At 39.6% G+C, this 22,009-nt stretch carries 24 protein-coding genes and 1 pseudogene; 10 read left to right on the top strand and 15 right to left on the bottom strand.

Annotation, left to right across the window (positions count from 1 at the left end):
- A pseudogene (locus FTV11_RS13050) lies at positions 1 to 110 on the top strand (IS5/IS1182 family transposase); the annotation flags it as partial.
- A 103-nt stretch (positions 111 to 213) separates the two neighbouring features.
- Positions 214 to 498 (top strand): hypothetical protein, encoded by a 285-nt coding sequence (locus FTV11_RS13045; RefSeq protein ID WP_180074125.1) that lies wholly within the window; start codon positions 214 to 216, stop codon positions 496 to 498.
- 42 nt (positions 499 to 540) lie between these two features.
- On the opposite strand, the gene FTV11_RS13040 is transcribed toward FTV11_RS13045, so the two are convergent.
- The 6 genes from FTV11_RS13040 to def all read right to left on the bottom strand — a co-directional run bounded on the left by FTV11_RS13040 (position 541) and on the right by def (position 4,492).
- Positions 541 to 909: an endonuclease domain-containing protein gene (locus tag FTV11_RS13040; protein WP_180007560.1), complete on the bottom strand. Its 369-nt coding sequence runs from the start codon at positions 907 to 909 to the stop codon at positions 541 to 543.
- Between the two features lie 170 nt (positions 910 to 1,079).
- Positions 1,080 to 2,120, bottom strand: a complete 1,041-nt coding sequence (locus FTV11_RS13035) for a molecular chaperone DnaJ (RefSeq protein ID WP_180025813.1) — start codon at positions 2,118 to 2,120, stop codon at positions 1,080 to 1,082.
- A gap of 90 nt (positions 2,121 to 2,210) precedes the next feature.
- On the bottom strand, positions 2,211 to 2,447 hold the full coding sequence (locus tag FTV11_RS13030; protein ID WP_180025814.1) for a hypothetical protein: 237 nt from the start codon (positions 2,445 to 2,447) through the stop codon (positions 2,211 to 2,213).
- Positions 2,437 to 2,589 carry a hypothetical protein gene (locus FTV11_RS13025; protein ID WP_180007557.1) on the bottom strand — a complete coding sequence of 51 codons (153 nt, stop codon included), beginning with the start codon at positions 2,587 to 2,589 and terminating at the stop codon, positions 2,437 to 2,439. The genes FTV11_RS13030 and FTV11_RS13025 overlap by 11 nt, the downstream gene beginning before the upstream one ends.
- Positions 2,590 to 2,607: 18 nt before the next feature.
- Positions 2,608 to 3,642, bottom strand: coding sequence for a GGDEF domain-containing protein (locus tag FTV11_RS13020; protein WP_180074124.1), 1,035 nt, complete (start codon positions 3,640 to 3,642; stop codon positions 2,608 to 2,610).
- A 367-nt stretch (positions 3,643 to 4,009) separates the two neighbouring features.
- Positions 4,010 to 4,492: a peptide deformylase gene (gene def, locus FTV11_RS13015; RefSeq protein WP_180025816.1), complete on the bottom strand. Its 483-nt coding sequence runs from the start codon at positions 4,490 to 4,492 to the stop codon at positions 4,010 to 4,012.
- A gap of 695 nt (positions 4,493 to 5,187) precedes the next feature.
- Between def and FTV11_RS13010 the strand changes: the two genes are divergently transcribed.
- Positions 5,188 to 6,468, top strand: coding sequence for an MFS transporter (locus FTV11_RS13010; protein WP_180074123.1), 1,281 nt, complete (start codon positions 5,188 to 5,190; stop codon positions 6,466 to 6,468).
- A gap of 376 nt (positions 6,469 to 6,844) precedes the next feature.
- Here the strand turns inward: FTV11_RS13010 and FTV11_RS13005 are convergent, their stop codons facing one another.
- The 3 genes from FTV11_RS13005 to pnuC all read right to left on the bottom strand — a co-directional run bounded on the left by FTV11_RS13005 (position 6,845) and on the right by pnuC (position 9,083).
- Entirely contained in the window at positions 6,845 to 7,342 is a 498-nt protein-coding gene (locus FTV11_RS13005) for a DUF2505 family protein (RefSeq protein ID WP_078192225.1), read from the bottom strand.
- Positions 7,343 to 8,118: 776 nt separating this feature from the next.
- Positions 8,119 to 8,418 (bottom strand): hypothetical protein, encoded by a 300-nt coding sequence (locus FTV11_RS13000; protein WP_180074122.1) that lies wholly within the window; start codon positions 8,416 to 8,418, stop codon positions 8,119 to 8,121.
- Between the two features lie 80 nt (positions 8,419 to 8,498).
- Entirely contained in the window at positions 8,499 to 9,083 is a 585-nt protein-coding gene (pnuC, locus tag FTV11_RS12995; RefSeq protein WP_180074121.1) for a nicotinamide riboside transporter PnuC, read from the bottom strand.
- A 222-nt stretch (positions 9,084 to 9,305) separates the two neighbouring features.
- On the opposite strand from pnuC, the gene FTV11_RS12990 reads away from it, so the two are divergent.
- From FTV11_RS12990 to FTV11_RS12980, 3 genes are read left to right on the top strand one after another with little or no spacing between them, the layout of a single operon-like run.
- Complete coding sequence (locus FTV11_RS12990; RefSeq protein ID WP_168379272.1) at positions 9,306 to 10,091, top strand: crotonase/enoyl-CoA hydratase family protein; 786 nt, start codon at positions 9,306 to 9,308, stop codon at positions 10,089 to 10,091.
- A 54-nt stretch (positions 10,092 to 10,145) separates the two neighbouring features.
- The gene (locus FTV11_RS12985) at positions 10,146 to 11,036 is read left to right on the top strand and encodes an alpha/beta fold hydrolase (protein WP_180041950.1); all 891 of its coding nucleotides are present in this window, start codon (positions 10,146 to 10,148) and stop codon (positions 11,034 to 11,036) included.
- A gap of 50 nt (positions 11,037 to 11,086) precedes the next feature.
- The gene (locus FTV11_RS12980; protein WP_168379274.1) at positions 11,087 to 11,650 is read left to right on the top strand and encodes a TetR/AcrR family transcriptional regulator; all 564 of its coding nucleotides are present in this window, start codon (positions 11,087 to 11,089) and stop codon (positions 11,648 to 11,650) included.
- Here the strand turns inward: FTV11_RS12980 and FTV11_RS12975 are convergent.
- Positions 11,632 to 12,120: a hypothetical protein gene (locus FTV11_RS12975; protein WP_180074120.1), complete on the bottom strand. Its 489-nt coding sequence runs from the start codon at positions 12,118 to 12,120 to the stop codon at positions 11,632 to 11,634. The two genes, FTV11_RS12980 and FTV11_RS12975, sit on opposite strands and share 19 nt — an antisense overlap.
- A gap of 435 nt (positions 12,121 to 12,555) precedes the next feature.
- Here FTV11_RS12975 and FTV11_RS12970 point away from each other — a divergent pair, with 435 nt between their 5' ends.
- Entirely contained in the window at positions 12,556 to 13,002 is a 447-nt protein-coding gene (locus tag FTV11_RS12970) for a GNAT family N-acetyltransferase (protein ID WP_180041948.1), read from the top strand.
- A 126-nt stretch (positions 13,003 to 13,128) separates the two neighbouring features.
- Here the strand turns inward: FTV11_RS12970 and FTV11_RS12965 are convergent, their stop codons facing one another.
- The 4 genes from FTV11_RS12965 to FTV11_RS12950 form a co-directional block, all read right to left on the bottom strand.
- Positions 13,129 to 14,925: a diguanylate cyclase domain-containing protein gene (locus FTV11_RS12965; protein ID WP_180041960.1), complete on the bottom strand. Its 1,797-nt coding sequence runs from the start codon at positions 14,923 to 14,925 to the stop codon at positions 13,129 to 13,131.
- A 187-nt stretch (positions 14,926 to 15,112) separates the two neighbouring features.
- Positions 15,113 to 15,451: an FKBP-type peptidyl-prolyl cis-trans isomerase gene (locus FTV11_RS12960; protein WP_078191421.1), complete on the bottom strand. Its 339-nt coding sequence runs from the start codon at positions 15,449 to 15,451 to the stop codon at positions 15,113 to 15,115.
- Between the two features lie 506 nt (positions 15,452 to 15,957).
- Positions 15,958 to 16,488 (bottom strand): YaeQ family protein, encoded by a 531-nt coding sequence (locus FTV11_RS12955; protein WP_168379277.1) that lies wholly within the window; start codon positions 16,486 to 16,488, stop codon positions 15,958 to 15,960.
- A gap of 65 nt (positions 16,489 to 16,553) precedes the next feature.
- Complete coding sequence (locus FTV11_RS12950) at positions 16,554 to 17,567, bottom strand: GTP-binding protein (RefSeq protein ID WP_180074119.1); 1,014 nt, start codon at positions 17,565 to 17,567, stop codon at positions 16,554 to 16,556.
- 570 nt (positions 17,568 to 18,137) lie between these two features.
- Between FTV11_RS12950 and FTV11_RS12945 the strand changes: the two genes are divergently transcribed.
- From FTV11_RS12945 to FTV11_RS12935, 3 genes are all read left to right on the top strand, one after another.
- Positions 18,138 to 18,359, top strand: coding sequence for a hypothetical protein (locus FTV11_RS12945; protein ID WP_078191424.1), 222 nt, complete (start codon positions 18,138 to 18,140; stop codon positions 18,357 to 18,359).
- Between the two features lie 343 nt (positions 18,360 to 18,702).
- A complete protein-coding gene (locus tag FTV11_RS12940) occupies positions 18,703 to 20,307 on the top strand; it encodes a bifunctional 3-(3-hydroxy-phenyl)propionate/3-hydroxycinnamic acid hydroxylase (protein WP_180074118.1) in 1,605 nt (534 codons plus the stop codon).
- Positions 20,308 to 20,428: 121 nt separating this feature from the next.
- Positions 20,429 to 21,109, top strand: coding sequence for a hypothetical protein (locus FTV11_RS12935; RefSeq protein ID WP_180074117.1), 681 nt, complete (start codon positions 20,429 to 20,431; stop codon positions 21,107 to 21,109).
- 175 nt (positions 21,110 to 21,284) lie between these two features.
- Here the strand turns inward: FTV11_RS12935 and FTV11_RS12930 are convergent, their stop codons facing one another.
- Positions 21,285 to 21,893 carry a glutathione S-transferase family protein gene (locus FTV11_RS12930; protein WP_180074127.1) on the bottom strand — a complete coding sequence of 203 codons (609 nt, stop codon included), beginning with the start codon at positions 21,891 to 21,893 and terminating at the stop codon, positions 21,285 to 21,287.
- Positions 21,894 to 22,009 lie beyond the last annotated feature (116 nt).

The raw sequence follows: 22,009 nt of genomic DNA, 5'->3' as shown, positions 1-22,009 counted from the left end.
TGAAAACCTTCAAAATTCTTGCTGAGCGATATCGCAATCGAGGCAAAAGACTAGCATTAAGATTCAATCTAATTGCTGGAATTTATAACTTGGAGCTGAGTGAAAAATGACTTATGAAAGAAATCTAATGAAGATTTTAATAGACCATTTGCTTTTAGAAAACTAGAAAATTTTTTATGTAAAATTTCAGGTAAAAGTTATACACAAGGTATTATGCAAGTTTCATCGCAGATTCCTTTATCGGATGAGGAAAGCATCAAACTAGCAATTCATAGAATTTTTGAGGATGCTTATAACTGCTTTCTTGAAGAAGATGTTTATCTATCAGAGCACCAATTAGTCATTCATATTGGGCGAAACTATAATCCATGTGATGATTATATTAGCTCAGTTGAAGATATATATAACATTGTCAAATGTGAACAATCTGGAGAGCTACAAATTTTTATTAATGACCATACATTAATAGGTTTAGATGCATCATTTAATCTTGAATAATTACCCTCACCCTAGCCCTCTCCCCGAGGGAGAGGGAATTTTTCATTCTTGATTTACTTTCAGCTCAAGACATAAATTCCACAAATCCTCCAACACCACATCCGTCCTCCCCAACACATCATAATTCCAATATCGTACAACAGTTAAACCCAAAGCCTCTAAAAACTTAGTTCGCTCAGCATCGTATTCAATCGCATCATTCGTTCCATGCTGACTACCATCCAACTCAATCACTAAACCAATTTCATGACAGTAAAAATCCACAATATAAAGTTTGATCACATGCTGACGGCGGAATTTCAGGTTCATAAAACGTTTGGCACGTAGAATTTGCCACATGAGGTTTTCAGCATCGGTGGCTGTGTGGCGCATGTTTTTGGCAAACTCTAATAATACAGGGTCTATTTTCATTTTTATTTCCCTCTCCCTAGCCCTCTCCCATAGGGAGAGGGAACATTCATTGTGAATCTAATTTTTATTATGAAATTTCAGCCCCACTAATACATCCAAATTTATAACTTAAATTTGATATGTAATGGATTTCCCCTCTCCTTTCAGGAGAGGGTTAGGGAGAGGTGATTTTATAAAACCCCATTCCCCAACAACACTTCCAACCCTTTCACCTTCTCCATATATTTCAGCCGTTCTTTTTCCCACTTCACTTGCTCTTTCAGCACTGCAACATCGCCATCAATCACCTTATACACATCTTTCACCTGCATATTTTTCGGCTTCGGCTTTTCGCTCCAGTGAAAACTATCCGTAATGTCATCTATCTGACTGGCTAGGCGTTGGCTTTGAGCCTCTAAAGCCGTTTTATAAAACTTTAAATGTTCATCAGTTAAAGCTTTAGGGCTTTTGCCTTTATTGGTTTCAAGCTGTAATTGCAGCTTTAATAAATAAAACAAATCCTGTGCTTCATGAGCTTGATTCACCACTTGCTGCAACTCGGTTTTTTCAGCTTTTTTAGTTTCGTCAGGCTCGCGGTCTGGGTGAATCATTGCAGTGATTTTTAAATACACGGTTTTCAGTGATTGGTTCACTAACTTTTCAGCTTGTTCACGCTTTTGCGCTAAGCGTTTCCGCTGATGCTCTTCTTTCTCACGTTGATATTGTTCGCTGTCCCACTCTTCATATGACTCATATTCTTCTGTCGTTTCTTGTTCTATATCAACATAACCTTTTACTATGCTCTGTTCAGTTTGGGCTAACTTGGCTTTTTTATTCGGCTTTTGATTATGTGCATGATGCTGCTGATAAAAAGCATCAACCTCTGCAACCTTCTCCAGTTCGGCAGTATTTAAGTAGTTGGATTTTTTCAGTTGCTTTGCTAGTTTCGCAAGCTTCACATCGAGCTGAGCTAAATCTGCTTTGGCAAAGTCTTCTTGCTGTAGATGCTGCCAAAGTTGTGCAAGCTGACGGTAGTACACCGCATGCAAATCACGATAGATCGGCACAAGTTTCAGTTGGATATAACTCTGAATCTCTCTTTTGGCATTTTGCCAAAGCGCTAAGTCTTGCTTTTGCTGTTCGATTTGCTCAATCAGTTTATTCAGCTTTTTATGCTGTGGGGATAAAGCTTCAGCACTCGGGAGTAAACTGACTTTTAACTCAAAAGACATAAGCAAATTTAACGCAAAAAGAAAATTATAGCCGATCTAAGCACTAAACTTATGAGCCCTTTGCCTAACTCAAAAATCACGTTTTATTAATTAACGCTCAAACCGTTGTAAATATTGACTCAGCTCTTCCCGAACCACCACCTCATGTCCTGCATGACTTCGACTTTGTTCCAAGAGATGTTCTGAGTCGATCACTGCCACGCGATGACCATCCGCAATTAAACGGTCTACACCTTCAAAGAGCATTCGGACACCAACATCGTGTATCAAAGAAATATTAGTCAGATCTAAAATGATATGGTTATTCGCGACAGGTTCATTCTGCAATAGTCGCTGCCTCATTACAGATGAAGCGCTGTTGAACACATTTTTGTACCCACGCCGCTAAGCCATGATCAAAATGAATATTCTTTTGCTCGGTCTGAAAGTGGAGCTGCGCTAATCCGAGCTGAAATTGTAATTGCTGCATAACTATCATTTAAATTATTTAATCTTCTGCCAAGTTTAACTCACGAAAGCTGCGTACTTGGTTACGACCTTGTTGCTTTGCCATGTACAGCGCTTGATCGGCCATACGCGTGACCACAGCAGACGGTGTTCCCTCAATTGCTGTTGCCACACCAAAACTTGCACTAATCTTCAACATTTGATGGTTGGCTATCATGGTTTCAGCTTCAAAAATTGCCAATCGACAGCGTTCAGCCACGTCTATCGCCTGCTCTAAACTCTGATTTTTTAGAATTAAAATGAATTCTTCACCGCCATAACGCCCAACCACATCTTGTACACGAGTATTGTCATTTAAAATTTGAGCAACACGTTGTAAAACGGCATCTCCTGCATCATGTCCATATTGGTCATTGATCAATTTAAAATGGTCGAGATCAAGCAAAACCACTGCAAATTCAGGCCGTGTCTGTTTGCTGAGCGTATCAAGTTCATGACTGACATAACGACGGTTAAACACATTGGTCAGGCCATCAACACGGCTGAGGACTTCCATCTTTTGTTCACGGTGTCGCCACTGTAAAAGCAAAATCTGAAAAAATACTGCACTGACGATCAATATGGGCAAATACAACTCCGCCATACTCATGAGCCAAAAGGCGTTGTCGTAAAACTCACTCTGTTTTAAAGCTGGGCTGAAAATCGGTGCATATTCTAGATGGTCAATCGAAGTTTGATAGCAAATGTAGCCAATAAACAGTGTGATCGGAAATGTAATACTGAGCATAATCGCAGGACGATAAAAAACCAAACCGACCATCAGCAGATTGACCGTCCCCGCCATAGTGGCAGGACTATAGATCCCGATCATATAGCCACCATAGATCATGCCGATCCCAAACAGGACGGGCGCAAAATAGCTAAAAAACAGTCTAAAATTTAAATATTTTTTGAAATAAAGACTGAGTACTGCCAATACGCCATAACTGAGTAGGACTATACAAGCGACGATGATCCTGAACTTGAGTTCACTCGGATTAAACCAAATCCGATTGGTCGAATAATAAAAATTCATGATGCACCACTTCAACACGCTAACTTGACTCAGCATGCCAAAGATGAGGAGTAAACGCCCTTTATCGTAGTCAGACTAATTGATGATGAGATAGTCTGACTCAAACAAAAGATGCTTCAATTTACGCCATTGTACGCCCCATTTTGTACAGACAGCATTGCCCCAATTTTTCCCCATTAATCTACTTTTTTATTTTATTATTTCGCTAGTTATACAAGGTTTTAGCTTCAAAAAGAAAGTCTATTTTCACAGTTAAGCATGCAATCTTTGAAGCCTTTAAACTTCACTTGCACCACTATTCAAATTACTTTTCCGCTATTTTTTTAGCTCAATTGGTCACTTTTATATTTTTGGAATAGCACGGTTTTTATTCTAAACGCTCGGTGAATAAGATCCCATTCAGATGATCGACCTCATGTTGTACGATCCGTGCGGGAAAGCCATTCAAGGTTTTCTCTTTGACTTCACCTTGAAGGGTCAAATATCGCACGTGAATTTGCTCGGCTCTCGGGACTTGTCCTCGTGCATTCGGCACACTTAAGCAGCCTTCTTCACCCAAAACCGTGGTCGTAGATCGAGATGTAATCACTGGATTGACCATCACGATCGCCTCCATTTCAGGCGCATCGGGATAGCGTAAATTTGCACGTGAAGCCACGATAATTACCCGCTTAGAAACATAAATTTGCGGTGCGGCAATGCCTACGCCTTGACGCTCAAGCATAGTGGCATGAAGTGTTTCACTTAGTGCAGTTAACCATGCAGAACCTATTTCAGATGCTTGCACCTCTGCGGCAGTGAGCGTCAAAATTGCTTCACCACGTTGTGCAACAGCAGCAATATGACTCATGTATTTATCCTTTTTTAAGTCTAGCAAGCTTAAATTATTTAACTGATGTTACGCACGTAAAAGTAATTACGCATTTTTAAAATGATATTTAAGTTTATTCGACGAAGTCTTACATCTAGGATTTAAATAAAGGGATTAGCCTTCGGCTGGAGGTACTTTTGTTTCGGCAAAAGTACCCAAAACCATTGTCATCCGCAAAACTCGTTCACTAGTATCAAATTATTCAAAGTATCGCAAAAACATTTTTGATTAGAAGGAGTCCTGTCTCAAACACTTGCGGATGACGTTACCGCTTATCATTCTTTCATTTGAATCAAATTACGCTTCTGATGTTACTGCGTAACATCAGTTATTTAAAAAAAAACAACCATGCAATATGCATTATTATCGGTTCTGAGTATAAAACAACGGCATGCTATGGCTTTGAATCTTTTATGGTTTATATAGAGCACAAAGTAAAATAGCAGATCACACCGCCCTATACTATTGATATTTATCATTTATACATCAAGGTGTGCCATTATCTATTACCAATCTTTCTTTAAGTTAATACGACTTTATCTATATTATTTTGTTCTTAATTAATAAATTTTTCATAACTATAAGTTTTTAATAAGACAAAAAAGTTTGATTATTCAATAAAAAATTGAATCACTAAACTCCTCAAATGCTATTTGCTGCTGGAAAATATTTGCATGGAAGCTCAGCCACGCCTGACTCATCAAGATAAACGTACCCTCGGACTGTCATCACTCGGTGGTGCTTTAGAGTTTTATGACTTTGTCATTTATGTGTTTTACGCCAAAATTATTTCGGAACTGTTTTTCCCCACTGGACTCAGTCCATTTTGGGCGATGCTGAATACCTACGGTATTTTTGCTGCCGGATATTTTTTCCGCCCATTAGGTGGCGTGGTGATGGCACATTTTGGCGATTTGATTGGTCGTAAGCGTTTATTTAGTTTGTCTATTTTACTCATGGCTCTGCCTACGCTGATGATCGGTGTGATGCCGACTTTTGAAAGTATTGGCTATGCAGCACCGCTTCTGCTCCTACTGATGCGCGTGATTCAAGGGATCGCGATTGGTGGTGAAATCCCTGCTGCATGGACTTTTGTTTCAGAGCATGTGCCTGAGAAAAAAATTGGTATCGCCAATGGCCTACTCACTGCCGGCTTATCATTGGGTATCCTATTGGGCGCACTGATGTCTTTGTTTATTTCATTGCAATTTACAGAGTCAGAAATCCATGACTGGGCATGGCGGATTCCATTTATTTTAGGCGGGATCTTCGGTTTTGTAGCGCTCTATCTCCGTAGTTATTTAAAAGAAACGCCTGTATTTAAAGCCATGCAAGAAAAGAAACAATTGGCTAAAGAGCTTCCAGTGAAACAAGTACTGCAACAGCACAAAACAGGCGTTGTGATTGGTATGCTGTTTACATGGTTCTTAACCGGCTGTGTTGTTGTGCTGATTTTAGCGATGCCAAATCTACTCACGGGCGCCTTTGGTTTTGAACGGGCCGATGCCTTTAAAATGCAAAGTGCCGCTATTGTGATGCAAATGGTCGGTTGTATCTTGGCAGGTCTTTTGGCAGATCGCTTCGGTGCAGGTAAAGTGATGCTGTTCGGTTCAATCCTTGTCGCGATAATCGCGGGTGTGTTCTATAACAGCTTGGGCCATGTGGCGGCATCGACCGTGTTTGTACTCTATATGCTGCTCGGTTTGGCATCAGGTACGGTTGGTATGGTGTCATATAGTATGGTGAAAATGTTCCCTGCACAGATTCGTTTCTCGGGCATTTCATTTTCATACAATTTGGCCTATGCCATCGCGGGTGGTATCACCTTGCCATTGGTTCAATGGTTGAGTTTATACAGCAACATTGGCGCTATGTATTATATTTGGACCGTCTGTTTGGTGACCTTCTTTACTGCGATGCTTTATCGTCAACGTTTTGAAAAAACTTCGCACTAACTGATGTTACGAAGTAACATCAGCAGCGCAATTTGATTCAAATAAATTAACGATACGCGCTAAGGTCATCCGCAAGTGTTTGAGACAGGACTACTTTTAATCAAAATTGTTTTTGCAATACTTTGAAAAATTTGACGCTAGTGAACGAGTTTTGCGTATGACAATGGTTTTGGGTAATTTTGCCGAATGAGAAACAACGTTTCGTAAGAGTACCTCCAGCCGAAGGCTAATCCCTTTATTCAATCCATAGATGTAAGACCCCGTCGAATAGACTTAAATATCATTTAAAAATTGTGAAATTACTTTTACGTGCGTAACATCAGTCACTAAAAAAAGCGGTCAATGACCGCTTTTTTTAACTTGCTTTCAAATCAATTCAGGCTTTTAAATTTTTACGTAATTCATCTTCTACAATTTCAATCTCAAGCTGACTAAAACGACGAATTTCACCTTCTGCATGTTTTTCAAGTAATCCACCAATCAGTGGAACTTTGACTTTCACCGTCCAGTCCAAATTGAAACTCACTTGTGTTGCATCACCACTGACACTTCGTTTACAACTGGCTTCGAGCGGTAGGTTCGGATCTAGTTTGACGTCAGAGGTTAATGCCGCCAAATTACTAATATCCGTACGTTTCAGACGAAACGCATCTTTTAAAAACTTCTTGGCAATATCTGGAATATTTACATCCAAGTTATAGGCACGTTTTAAGGTATACATATCACCTGTTTTTTTTGATTCTAAAATTTCTAGATTTTCACCCGGTATGCGTTTGCACACCGCTTCATGCAAGCTGATATCTGCGGCTAGTCGTTTAAAATCTTCAAGTGAAACGCCATGAATTGTGGCATTGACGGTAAATTGATGTGCCATTCTCGTAATCCTTCAGGTCAATATTGGTTTTATTGTTTTATGTCGCCTAGTCTACAGTTGCTATAACTGTGTTTTGGATTAAATCGGAAAGCGCTGTGGCTGTCATTGACCCGAAACCAAGCTAGAAATACAGAATTGCCATACTTCAAGTCAATCGGGCTTTGACTTAAAGGCTTTTTTGAAAGATTTGCCCATGCTGATCTTTAAACTCGAGCTGAAATTCCCAGCCCGCATCAATTTTTAAATACATCTCCACGTAGGACAACTTTGCGCACCAATGACCAAAGTCGAGGCTAAAAATATCAAAGCTGGCTTGTTCAGGAAGCTGTTGTATTGGTTTTGCATGTATTAAAGCGCTAGGTTCAAAAGACGTGCAGTGCGAGCCATAATCATGAAAAAGTTCGAAACATAGCTGATTAACTGATGTTATGCAGTAACCATCAAAGCGCAATTTACTTCAAATAAAAGAACGATACGCGGTAAGGTCATCCGCAAGTGTTTGAGACAGGACTACTTCTAATCAAAAATGTTTTTGCGATGCTTTGAATAATTTGACGGTAGTGAACGAGTTTTGTCGGTGAGGTGCATTGCACCGCAAGATGGTTTCTTTACGAAGCACGCTTCTCATTTTGCCGAATGAGAAACAATGTTCCGTAAGAGTACCTCCAGCCGAAGGCTAATCCCTTTATTCAATCTTTAGATGTAAGACTCCGTCGAATAGACTTAAAAATCATTTTAAAAGTGCATAAGTACTTTTACGTGCGTAACATCAGTTGTTAATTTAAGATCATGCTATGCACCATACCATCTCGATCACGGTGTACCAATTTGATTGCTTGTGAATAATCGATCAAGACGCTTTGGTGTTTATAACTGATTTGGATGCCGTATTCATCTGCACCATCATCCAAACCGCTGATGCTACATTGTGTGCCTTGTGGAAATGCATTGAGCCATTCAGCGTTATACACATCTGCTATTTGTTCAAACTGAAAAAAGCTCGCTTTTTGCTGCAGTAGAAACCCAGCTTGTCGGTCAAAACGTAATTGCTGCTCAAGTTGAAAGTCGATAATCATGACGAGCATGCTCTTCTATTGTTCATCGGGTTCTGTCTAGCTGTAATCAGAAAATAAGCTTTGCCATCACCCGATGATCCTTATAGAGCTTTCATCGCCTGTTGCTGCTGTTTATTTTTGACTTGTGTCCATTGCCACCAACCAAATGCCGCCAAGCCCACAAAACCTGCATACAACGCCGCAGTGAGATACAGGTCTTTGTATATAAACATACCCACATAGATAATATCGACAAATACCCAAAGCACCCATGTGGCAATATGTTTCCGGCTGGTCCAATACGTTGCGAGTAAGCTAAACGCGGCCAATTGTGCATCCAAAATTGGTACGGCTGCATCGGTAAAATAGTGCAGGCTTAAACCAAAAATCAAACCGCCCACCGCAGCTAAGAGCATTTGAAAGATCACAATTTTGGTCGCAATCGGTTCAATACGGATGTCATGATCTTGTTGTTTGCCCTTCAACCAGTGATAAAAACCGTAGAAGTTCACCACCACAAAGAAAAACTGCAAAATGGTTTCGCCATAAAGTTTGTAGGTATAAAACAAGTAGGCATACAGCAAAAAAGCTGCAAAGTTAAACCACCAACACCACATATTTCGCTTTATGGTTAAAGTCACGCCGATTAAGCTAATAATGACTGCAAATATTTCTAAGTTTGACATGGTTGATTGGGCCTTAAAAAAGCTGCAGCTATTATGGAAAAAATCAGCCCAAAGGCAAGCTATATCCCACACTATTTCATATCAACTCTGTAAATTTTAAATCAAACCACTCATCCACCAGACGATGATTTTGATGTTTTGAACGCATCAGTTTTGACAGTTTTCTAACAATCGTTTAAAAACTTAGCTATGCATAAAGAATAATCAGAAGGAATCATCCAAATGTCAGAACAACAAGGTCGTGTAAGTCGAGAAATTCGTGGTCATCTTTATTTAATCGGTTTGGACCGTGCAGATAAACGAAATGCGTTTGACAGTCATTTAATTCATGACCTTTCACTGGCGCTCACTGAATATGAAGATGATCCAAATTTACGCTGTGCGGTGATTTTTGCTCATGGCGATCATTTTACTGCGGGTCTAGATCTGGTCGAACTACAACCCAAACTTGGCAGCGGGCTGTTTAATTTTCCTGATCAGCAAATTAATCCGTGGGGAACCAACTCACGACAACGAAAAAAACCAGTTGTGGTCGCGGTACAAGGGTTCTGTTTTACAGCGGGTATTGAACTCATGCTGAATGCCGATATCGTGATCGCACAGCGTCACACGGAGTTTGCTCAAATGGAAGTGCAACGTGGCATTCTTCCCTTTGGTGGCGCAACAGTTCGCTTTGTGCAAGCAGCGGGTTGGAATAAAGCCATGCGCTATTTACTCACAGGTGAACGTTTCAATGCGCAAACGGCATATGACATGAACTTGGTGACTGAAATCACCGACCAAGCGCCCTTATCTCATGCAATAGAACTTGCAGAACAAATTGCACAGGCTGCACCACTGGCGGTTCAGGCAACACTCGCTGCAGCACAGCAAGGGGTGCATTTGGGAGCCGATGCTGCCTTTGCTCAATTGGATCAGCACTTACAACCACTACTAAAAACACAAGATGTACAAGAAGGTGTGATGGCCATGCTACAACGTCGCGCAGCCAATTTTCAGGGCAAATAACCCTTTATTTAAACTGAGTAAACCCTTTACGTCCTGCCTATCAAGAGAAAAATTATGTCAACGGATTTAGAACCAGCAGCGCAAGAAATACATAGTACACCCGTGAGTTTCCCTGCAACCGATGGTTATACGCTTTCAGGCGTTGAATATCGGCCTAATACTGCCGCTAAGGCCAATATTATTATTTCAAGTGCGACAGGTGTACCTCAACAATTTTACCGTCGTTTTGCCGAGTATGCCGCAGGACTCGGTTATCAAGTACTGACTTTTGATTATCGTGGTATAGGACGTTCTGCACCGTCAAAACTTAAAGGCTTTAAGATGTCTTATCTTGACTGGGGACGTTATGACCTTTCTGGTGCCATAGCTTATATGCAACAACACGGTCAGGAAACTTTTCTAGTGGGACACTCTTATGGCGGTCAAGCACTAGGCCTTACCTCAAATCATGATCAGATACGTGCCATGTATTGTTTTGGCACTGGCGCAGGTTGGCATGGCTATATGCCCTTTAAAGAAAAAATGAAAGTTCATGTGATGTGGAATATCGTTTTTCCGCCGATGGTTGCCGTCAAAGGGTATTTGCCTTGGAGCAAACTCAATATGGGCGCTGACCTTCCTGTCGATGTCTATAAGCAATGGCGTCGTTGGTGTAAAAACCCAACCTATTTCTTTGCCGACCCTGAGCTGAGTGAGCTATCTCAACAATATGCTGCAGTTCAAACGCCGATTTATGCGGTCGCTGCGCTCGATGATGACTGGGCATTACCCAATTCACGACATGCTTTTATGCAACATTATGCGCAAGCATCAATGCACTATATCAATATTGAAGCGCAAGATTATGGTCTAAAACATATTGGTCATATGGGATATTTCCGCAAAGGTGCTGAACCCTTATGGCAGGAAGTCATTGGAAGGTTTGACGAACTATTAGTCGGTTAAACCAATTTACTTTATACACATCATAGTGATTTATTTGGATAGAGAGATACATGCGTCCACGGAAAAACACCTCAGAACATCTATTACTACAGTCAGCACACGCCTTTAAACGCTATGGCTATATGGGCTGCAGCATGGGGAAATTGGCTGAAGCCTGTGGACTTTCAAAAGCTGCGTTTTATTATGACTATCCGAATAAAGACGCTTTGCTGATGGAAATTTTAAACCTGACACACGTGAAGTTAAAGCACAGTATTTTTCAGCAATTACAGCGATCCACTGCATCACCTCAACAGGCTTTCTCACACATCCATCAACAGGCCATCCAGTTTTTTAGCCAAGGTGGATTAGGCTGTTTGGTCGGGATCTTAAGTATGGAGCGGCAACATTTACCTGCCGAGATTTTTGCAAAATTACAGTCCATCTTTCAGGAGTGGCAACTCGCCTTTGAAGTGTTTTTTAAGCGATGCATGACCATCGAACACGCCGCTCAACTTGCCAAAGTCAGCTTGGCGGATTATGAAGGCGCTATTTTAATGGCCCGAATAACCGATGATTTGAGTTATCTCGATTTAGTCCAAGATCGCATTTTGCTTCAACTTGCGGAGTCTTGATAGCGATATTCAATTTTATGTTCTTCGCCAAAACGGTCGACATGTGTATAAAACTCACCGTATCGGCCTAAATAATACTCGAGCGATTGATTGTAAAAACTCCAATAAATCGACCATTCATTCAGATCTAATTGGCGAATTTGAGTTTTACAATTGACTGGCATGCGACGTAAAAAAACTTCTTGTAACTGTTCGGCCGCCTGTAGCGAATCTAATTTGTATTGTTGTTGAAAGAAAATTTCCGCAATATCATCAAAAAGTTGCTGTTCATATTCATCAACTTCAATGACCTGATCGACTTGGCGTATAGCATCATCATTCGATGCTAAAGAGATACTTTTCGATTTTTTTGGTGCTTGGTAACGCGTATATTTTTGACGATATTTTTCTGTTTTTATTATTTTTTTGACCACGATTCCTGCTGCAGACAACGCAATCAGAATACACATCACAATGAGAAAATTAACCATAATAACAACCTACTGCCGATGACGCGCATGCACATCTTGAATCACCGAATATTTTTATGGACTAATATAACGCACAATAACGTTTAAAATTCATACAAAATTATTTTAAAGCTGAAATTTGGCCTATTTTCTTTGCTAATTTATTTCAAACTATTACACCTGCTGAAATCATTGAGTATGTATACATTTCTAAAAGATCTATTATTACTTTAAAAACAGTATAGTTAGATGCATTTATGTGGTTATTTATCCATATTTAATGATTAATTTATAAATATACATTTGTAAATTTTGCAACAATTTTGAAATAAAAACCCAACCCAACAGCGCAATGGCAGCAAAAAAACATAAAACGCAACAATAAGCCTCTTTAAGCACAGGGCGATATCTTCTGAAATGGCAGGCTGTTGGAGTTTTTTATAAAAAGAAAAAATTATGATACGCGAAGCACAAATCCAGGACATACCCGAAATTATTCACGTGATTCACAACAGCATTCGTTCATGTATCCAGGACCATCAACGTAATGAAAGTGTGATTCAAACTTGGCTTGAGGAGGCAAACCAATCAAATATTTTAATGTGGATGCTTTACAACGATAGTTGGGTCTACGTCAGTGACAATCGAGTGGTCGGCTTTATTTTAGTCAGTGATCAGGGACAAATTTTACTGAACTATATCTGCCCAGAACGTCAGTACCAAGGCATTGGTAAGGCGTTATTGTTAAACATGATTCACTGTGTCCGGAAAAAGAATATTACCGAGATCAGTCTAGAAAGTACCCATACGGCACTCGCCTTTTACCAAAAATATGGCTTTGTCACACATCAGGATTTTGAGCCTGCTGATGTTCCGCTCAAATTGGTTAAACAGCTCTGTTAGTAGAGAGATAAAGTTCATAGAAGGATAGATTTTCAAACAGCATGAATTTGAGAGATGAATTTAAATGAGTATTGGCAATGGTACTAACAATAGCACCGCAAAGTTTTCACCGTTTACAACGGAGTATCAAGGCTTAAGTTGATCGCGTCCTGCCTGTTTGGCCATATATAAATAATGGTCTGCATGCTTCATTAAGGCTTCGATACTGTCGAAGTCATTCTGCTTATCCATCCATGCCATCCCCAAACTCAGTGTGACGTAATTTTTGTCATCACCCCGATTAACATGTTCAAGCTGTTCATTACGCATGGCTTCGAGTACCAATTGCAATTGCTCTTGGGCAATCGCATACGGAACATCATGCATCAATATGGCAAACTCCTCTCCCCCGTAGCGAGCCACATAGGCTGAACTTGGCAGAGTGTTTTGCATGGTTTTCACGATCTGCTGTAACACCTCATCGCCTTTGAGATGTCCATAGTGGTCATTATAATTTTTAAAATAATCGACATCTAACATGGCAAAGACCAATGTTCGATGGCTATGAAAACGGACCTCCGAATATAAGCGTTGAATTTCAGCATTCAGTGCACGACGGTTGAATGCCCCCGTTAAGGCATCAATACGAATTTGTAGCTCTAATTTTTTATTCAGCTCATGGAGCTGTAAGGTGCGCTCTTTGACTTTCTGATCGAGTGAACTGTTTAGCTCAAGCAAACTATTATTCAACTGTTCCGTATGCATCGACTGCTGTGCATAATGGTGCGATTGCTGAAACATGATCAACAAGGCATACAAACTGGTTGAAATGAACGATAAATTGACTGAATCAATCAAATTCATCATCAGCAAGAAGTCGTTTAAAAAAGTAATGCACAGGAAAATAACCGCGATTAAATTTAATTTTGAATACGGTTCTTTCTTTTTCAGTGTTAGGTAAAAACCATACGCAAAATTACTCAGAACAACGATCACATAGGCAAAGCTGTAGGTTGCCAAAGGCTGAAAAATCTCAGGCGTCGAAACAAAAGTCACTGAAATATTCAAAGACAACAGCAACATCGCTATCTGATAATTTAAGGTAAATAAATAGCGACGACTGAGTAAGTGGATATAACTTAAAAAGAAAATCGACGCCAAATAAGTAAATAAATATTCTAATCGCGTGCCCCACAACCAATTGATATCGGTAAAAGTGGTATAGGCATAAGGTGCTGAAAATAAATTATGGAATGCTAAAAAGACAATAAATAAGCCAAACACCAAATTACTTCGGCTATTGCGACCGCGTAAACCTCGGAAAACAGAAAATAGGATCGTAAAGAGTCCCACACCCAAGACGGCGCCCGACACCATTCCAATACTCATCATTTGTTGTTGGAATTGGCGGTTTATTGTCTTAGCAATACCAATACGCATCGGGTTTTCAAACCCGCCGTGCATACTGTTAAAACTTGAAGCCTGAATGGTTAAAGTGAAATATTCATCTTGTGCAACAAAATAGGCAATTCTCGGTGCATTCTCCGTTTTTTGTTCTGCTTCAGTACGCCCCACCTCGCCCAAACGAACGATCACATCACCATTTAAAAATACCCGATACGCACCGTACTGATTTGGAATCAATACCGCGATACGTCGACCAATAAATTGTTTAGGGATTTGGAAATGTCCAGTAAATGTCCCAAAACCTTTACTGTCCCCTGTGATGTCTTTAAATGATGCAGGCAGATAGACCGTTTGACCGACTAGAACCGAACTCGGAGACGTTAAAAATTGATTTGGATAAAACAACCATTTGCCTTGTAAGAGACTACTGGTGTCTTCCGTGAAGTAGATTTGGTTAACTTCGTTTTGATGTTTTAAATAAAACGATTTAGGCGCAGTTTCATACTGTGCTTGAGCAGTCGATACAGTGAATGCCAATGTAAAAATAATAAAGGTAAGAACCCAGAACAATCTGGTGCAAGGCAACTGTAAAGACAACGGCTTTGATTCCTGCGTTTATACTCGAGCAATTATTCTAATCTACGGTAAAAGACAAAAATAACAACTACTATTTTATCCAATTGATCAATAACTTCCATGTCACTGATCTAAAACAGTCGCTGTATTAATCGCGAGTTTTTACATCATACAATTCAATCTCAAAAATAAGATTTGAATTGGCAGGAATTACATTACCCATTTTACGTTCACCATAAGCTAAATGTGATGGCACGATTAACTTACGTTTACCACCTACTTTCATCCCCATGATGCCTTGATCCCAACCTTTAATCACACGGCCAGTACCAATCACTGTTTCAAAATAATTACCACGATCCAGTGATGAATCAAATTTAGTACCGTCTTCTAACCAGCCTGTATAGTGTGTTGTAATCAAAGCGCCTTTAACCGCTTCTTTACCTTCACCTACCACTAAGTCAATAATTTCTAATTCCGTGCTCATGCTCTCAACCTCAAATGCCGCAATCTAAATAAAGCACTATTATAAACAGAATCAGTCTGAACATGATGCCCTTGAATGCGTTAGAACTTACCGACTCAAAGTTGAGAACACAATGATTTAGATCAGTATGCAAATAAACATTTACTAGTAAAGCTCACATGTCTTGAAACATTTAGGAGTATTCCATTATCACTAAGATGCAATGGGAAGAAACGAATAAAAAATTTAAAGCGCTCTAAAAGTTTGAACGTTCATTGAATGAAGAAGTTTAAGCGCTATAAACAACGCTATTTACATAGCTAATAAAGAGGATTCTTCCATTGGCGTTACATAAATGGGGGGCTAGAAAATTTCCCGAATTAAATTTTTATTTTGGTTTTAGGTCAACTGAGTTTTAAATCGACAGTTAAATTAACAGAATCGTATTAGCTGAAAAAATAGTTATAGCGACAAGGATGCAAGCCTAAACTCACACCCATCATGAAAAGTTAAATCAAATGATAAACTTATTGCAATTGTGTCCATTCAATCACAGCTTGAGCTTTATCACCTATCAAAGTCCATTCGCCATCCATTACGTTTAATTGTAAAGACATGGTTCGTTCGCATAACTCTTGAATGGCAGCTGTACTCGCTTCAGATAATTGCCAAATCTCAACATTCTTCAGTGTTTTCAATTTGCTGTTGCGTTTATACCATTCGTCTACTGATGAGCCATAAGTAATCACAGCGACTTGTGGGCAACGAGCACTGGCTTTTTTGACTTTGTCTTCGTCAGGGCAACCGACTTCAATCCATTTCACCAATTGACCTGTTAAATCTTTTTCCCACAGCGCTGGTTCGTCTGTTTCGAAAAGATCTTTGGTAAATTCTAATGCTTCATCTGCATAGCGTGCATATGCCAAGACACGCACCATCAAACGTTCAATCGTTTCAGAAGGATGCAAAGCCATCGTCAATTGATAATCACCATATTGGTGTACATCCATATTAGCAATGTTCAAATCTGCTTTATAAATTGTAGCTTTTAGCGCCATGGTAAAGTCCTCAAATTTGGCGCCTAGCATATAAGATTTAGCAAGCTTTTGCTGCGTTGATTTACTTATTTCTCAGCTTTATCGGCATCGATACGACACTGCATTAAGCGATCTTCAAATTCGAGCCATTCACGATCAGTTTGGTAAATAATTTCGACACGATTATCGATACTTTCCTCGCTCGACTGATAATTAAACTGATCGGGATTAAAGTTAAAGGTTTTCCACCCTTGGTCTGTCTGAAAAATACCTTTGATCCGTAGCCAATCTTGCTGCTCACAGAGTAAATCTAACAGCTCAAAAAAGTCGAAGGTCCATCGTTTTGGGAGTTTCCAACCTGCGACACTATAGCCCTGAGCGGATTCAACATAATGATAAGGCAACTGTTTAATTTCTGTGGGCACATCGACCAACGTTTGCTTTTGTATCGCCAATAAAGGCTGAATTTTACGCGGACTTCCCACATAGGCGAGATCAATATTTGCCAATTTTAAATCACCTTTGACGACATTGATCCATTGCTGCTGATACGGTAAATACGCTTGTTTGAGTCGTTCCAAACCAACTTGATCGGCCTCACTCATACAATCGACATGCGACACCACCACGATTTGTGCCACTTTGAGTTGATCGGCATACAGATTTTGCGAAGTCCACTCTTGATCATGTAAGCGTGAGCCATCAACCACGGTTACCAATGCCCGCATGGCTAAATGCGGATGCCAATGTGGCTCAGTCAATTGCTCCAAAAGTTGTCCCGGATGCCCTAAACCTGTCGGCTCAATAAACAGTCGGTCGGGTTTCACCTCTGACAATAATCGTGACAACGCAATTTGCATCGGCAGTTGGCTACTACAACATAGACATCCACCCAATAATTCCTTCACCGCAAAGCCCTGATCTTGCGGCAACATCTGTTGATCGACCCCGATTTGCCCAAACTCATTCATCAGTACGGCCCAAGTTTCGCCCGCTGGCTTTTGCTTTAATAACTGCTGTAAAACTGTGGTTTTACCCGCACCTAAAAAGCCAGAAATAATATGAACCGGAATCGCACCGTGGGTAGAAACTAATTTCAAAAGTGAGTCACTCAAATAAATAGCCAATGATTGATGGCCTTTACCATAATGATTTCAAAAAAATGCTGCAAGTCTAGTCTTCATTTCTCTGTCTTCATTTTTCTAAAGCATAGATCAGCCTAGTATCCGAGGCATTGAATGATGATCTGGCTGTTAAACAGCCTGTTTATTCCATTTGCATGAATGCATGACATATCTGGTCATACTTTATTGACAAAGTTAACTCTTATATTTAAAAAAAATAGCCATATCGAAAAGAATCCTTACATTTGGATTTTAGTGAAATTTCTAGATTCTGCTTATTTACGACATCGATGTAATCATCATGTAAACAATGAATGAATCATAAAGTCGATTTGGTCATTTTTTCTTGCAAAGTTAAATGAAGATTCCGATATTTTTTTTACATTTAAAACACAGGATGGACGGTTATGTATTCATCCAGTTAACCAGTCTGTTTCACTTTGTTGCTCGCATTGATCACTCGGTTTTCTCGATTTAGCATGAGCTCTCTCCTGATGGACGTGATGATCTTTTCAGGACTTACTAAAATATATAAGGATGCTCAAAATGAAATTAACTCAAATTTTACTTGCTTCTACTCTAGCTGCTGCAGCTGCAACAAGTTTTGCTGCAAGCAAAGATAAACAAGAAGCGCCTGAACAAGAAAAAGTAGTGGTTAGCACTCAAGAACAGCCAGCGACTGAAACAACTGCTGCTGAAGGTACTGCTGCTCAACCTGCTTCAGAAGCAAATGCTGAAGGTTCTGCACCAGCTCAACCTGCTCAGTAATAGACGAATAGCGTACTCCACACGCTAAATTCATTTAGTCTGCTGCTCAACATTTATCCCTCACTAATAAAATGTTGTGCTAAATGAATTAAAGTCGCCGGATCATTGAAAAATGGTTCGGCTTTTTTATGCTCAAAGCTACTAATTGATAGATTTTAATGATCGATAAATCATTCAAAATGATTGATCATTTTAATATAAATAAATATATATCATTCACTTAAAATAAAACCCTGCAAAAAACACGACAATTCGATTCATCGTTTCGACTTATGCCTAGCTTGTTGAAAGCCTCGGGTTAGAACTTAATAGTGGCATATGTGAAGTGATTGGATGTTTACGCATGAGCAATAAAGCAAATTACACAACGGAAGTTGCCATTCTGGGCGCAGGTCCTGTCGGCTTAACCATTGCAAACTACTTAAGTAAGCAAGGTGTCAAAGTCACTGTGATTGAACAACTAGACAGCCTGATTGACTACCCACGTGCGATTGGTATTGATGATGAATCATTACGTACCATCCAATCATTAGGTTTAGTGGACCAAGTATTACCACATACAACACCGAACCACGCGATGCGTTTCTTAACCCCTAAAGGTCGTTGTTTCGCTGACATTCAACCGCTCACTCGTGAATTTGGTTTCTCACGTCGTAATGCCTTTATTCAACCACAAGTCGATAATGTACTGCTACAAGGTTTAAAACAGTACGAAACCACAAATGTTTTATTCTCTCGTCAATTGTCTGATTTTAGCCAAGATGCCAATGGTGTAACGCTAAATATTCAAAATAAAGACGGTGAAGCTGAAAAAATTCAAGCGCAGTATTTGATTGCTTGTGATGGTGGTAACTCAGTGGTACGTCGTACACTCAACATCGGCTTCGATGGTAAAACTGCACCGAACCAATGGATCGTGATCGACATCAATAACGACCCACTTGCAACGCCACACATTTACCTATGCTGTGACCCTGTGCGTCCTTATGTATCTGCTGCGCTTCCACACGGTATTCGTCGTTTCGAATTTATGGTGATGCCTGGTGAAACTCAAGATGAATTAAGCAAACCTGAAAACATTGCCAAATTATTGTCGAAAGTGCTTCCAACGACCGACGGTATTGAAGTGATTCGTCAGCGCGTTTATACCCACAATGCCCGTATTGCAGATAAATTCCGTGTAGACCGTATTTTACTTGCAGGTGATGCTGCGCACATCATGCCAGTATGGCAAGGTCAAGGGTATAACAGTGGTATGCGTGATGCGTTCAACCTTGCGTGGAAAGTTGCAATGGTTGTACAAGGCAAAGCTGGCCCTGCGCTTTTAGATACATACCAAGTTGAACGTAAAGATCATGCAAAAGCGATGATTGATCTTTCTGTAATGGCGGGTCATGTCCTTGCTCCACCGAAAAAATGGCAAGGTTTCGTGCGTGATGGTATTGCCTATGCACTCAATTACATCAAACCGATCAAGCAATATCTATTGGAAATGCGCTTCAAGCCAATGCCGAAGTACAACGACGGTGCATTGATCAATAACGGTGTTAAAGACTCACCTGTAGGTAAAATGTTCATTCAGCCACATGTTCAACTTGAATCTGGCGAAAAAGTCCTACTTGATGAAGTCATCGGTAACGACTTTGCAATCATTGCTTGGGGCGTCGATCCGAAATGGGGTCTGTCAGATGCGACCATGAAAAAATGGCAAAAATTGGGCGTTAAATTTATCCAAGTATTGCCTGCTGTTCAGCTTAGCAATGAAAATCGCACCAAGTACGACAATGTGATTACGATTGGTGATATTGGTACCGATATTCGTGGTTGGTTTGGTAAAACCACTGAATCTGTTACGATTCTTCGCCCAGACCGTTTTGTTGCAGCGATTGCAATTCCACAAACTTTAGACAGCGTGAGCCAACAATTGTTTGCAAAATTGCATGCTTAATAATCTAAATAGATCTGCAAGAATTAAAAATCACCATGCATAAAGCATGGTGATTTTTTCTATAATCACTATAAACATCGCATGCTATAATCGTTCAATACATAATTATAAGCTTCGCAAAATGCAAAAAAGATTTCAGAAATTATTCATTTATAGTTTGTTGGGCTTTATTTTTATCTGTTCACTCATTTTCGTAGAGATACATCATTTTCATGCCAATAGTTGGTTAGCTATTTTCGTTTTTTGCCTCTGTTTTCTTATTTCTTTGAATTGCTATTTATTACGCTTAGAAAAAGATGTGAACAAAAACGAAGAATCTAATTTTTTGTCCTTCCATTTATACATTTCATTTTTTTATGCAGTCATTGCCAGCTTTTTTCTCACCACAGTGATTCTTGCTTTATTTGCATTACAAACTCAATATTTTGGTCAAGATAAAAATATCATTCTAAAAGGCCAAGTCTATTCACCCACATTTACACTAGAAAAGAAGCCCTGCCGAACTCGCCTTAAATTTCCCGAAAGTGGTTGGTCTACCTTCGCCTATCTCTGTCTAGATACCAAGAAACATAAATTTTCTGGTTATTACAAACTCCATTTGAAAACCAGTTTCGCAGGGGCTGCGGTTCAGCATTATTATTGGATTGATGATCAATTAACATATCAGCAGCATCGTGCCTTAGATATGGACCCACATCAAAAAAGGCTACTCGAAATATATGCCAAACTTGAAAGAGATTTAGGCCCACCTCTATCTGATGATGAAGCCCATGATTTTTTAAATAGAACCAACAACGATTGAGTCTATTTAATTTAGCGCAATATATGCCATACATTATCTAGGCAATAATTAAAATCGCTTTATCATCTTAGTGATTGATATTTAAAACTCTTTCTTTTTAGTTCTCAAAGAAAGAGTTATATGAATAGACATATAGCAATACCAAGTTCAGCCAACAATCAAATAAGCATCCAAGTTAAACCGACTGAAACCAATGCACATTTTTTACCGATTCACGTTGCTGAATCTGCTGAATAAAAGGTTTAAATTCATCTAAATATGGCAATATTTTGAATGAAATTGCATACACCATCCAATAAGCTAAATACAAATCTGCTGCGCTAATTTTATCCCCCAACAGATATGGCTGTGCCTGCGCAAGCCCTGTTTTAATAAAATCTAAAAGTATTTTTTCATTACCAAAACTCAAACTGCCACGTTTTTCATCCATCAACTCAGTACTAATGCCGACATTTTTCATGTCCATATATTCAGTCAGCGGACCATGACAAAAAAACATCCATTTCAAATATTCACCCCGTTTTGGATCATCCAATGCGGGTGCTAAACCTTTGTCACTGAATTTATCGGCTAAATAGCTAAAGATGGCTGCAGTTTCACTGATCACAGCAGTACCATCGACCAAGCAGGGAACTTTGCCCATGGGATTAATCTTGAGATATGCCGCTTGATGCATCTCTTCATATGGCACTTCAATAATGTCAACTTCTGACTCGATGTCTAATTCTTTTAATAAAGGCAGAATGGTATTACTGCGTGAGCGTGGATTGCTGTAGAGTTTCATTGCTGGGTTCATTGTAGATATCCTTATTTTCATCCTTGTTGTTCTGTCTATTACTATACGCGGCTTTATGTAGAATTATGTTGCGTTCATCCGTGCTTTAAACACTTTCCGATACA

This window comes from Acinetobacter sp. YH12231, from assembly GCF_013417755.1.
In the GTDB taxonomy this organism is placed as follows: domain Bacteria; phylum Pseudomonadota; class Gammaproteobacteria; order Pseudomonadales; family Moraxellaceae; genus Acinetobacter; species Acinetobacter amyesii.
Note: the sequence above shows the minus strand (reverse complement) of the source record. Positions and strands in the feature narration are given on the sequence as shown.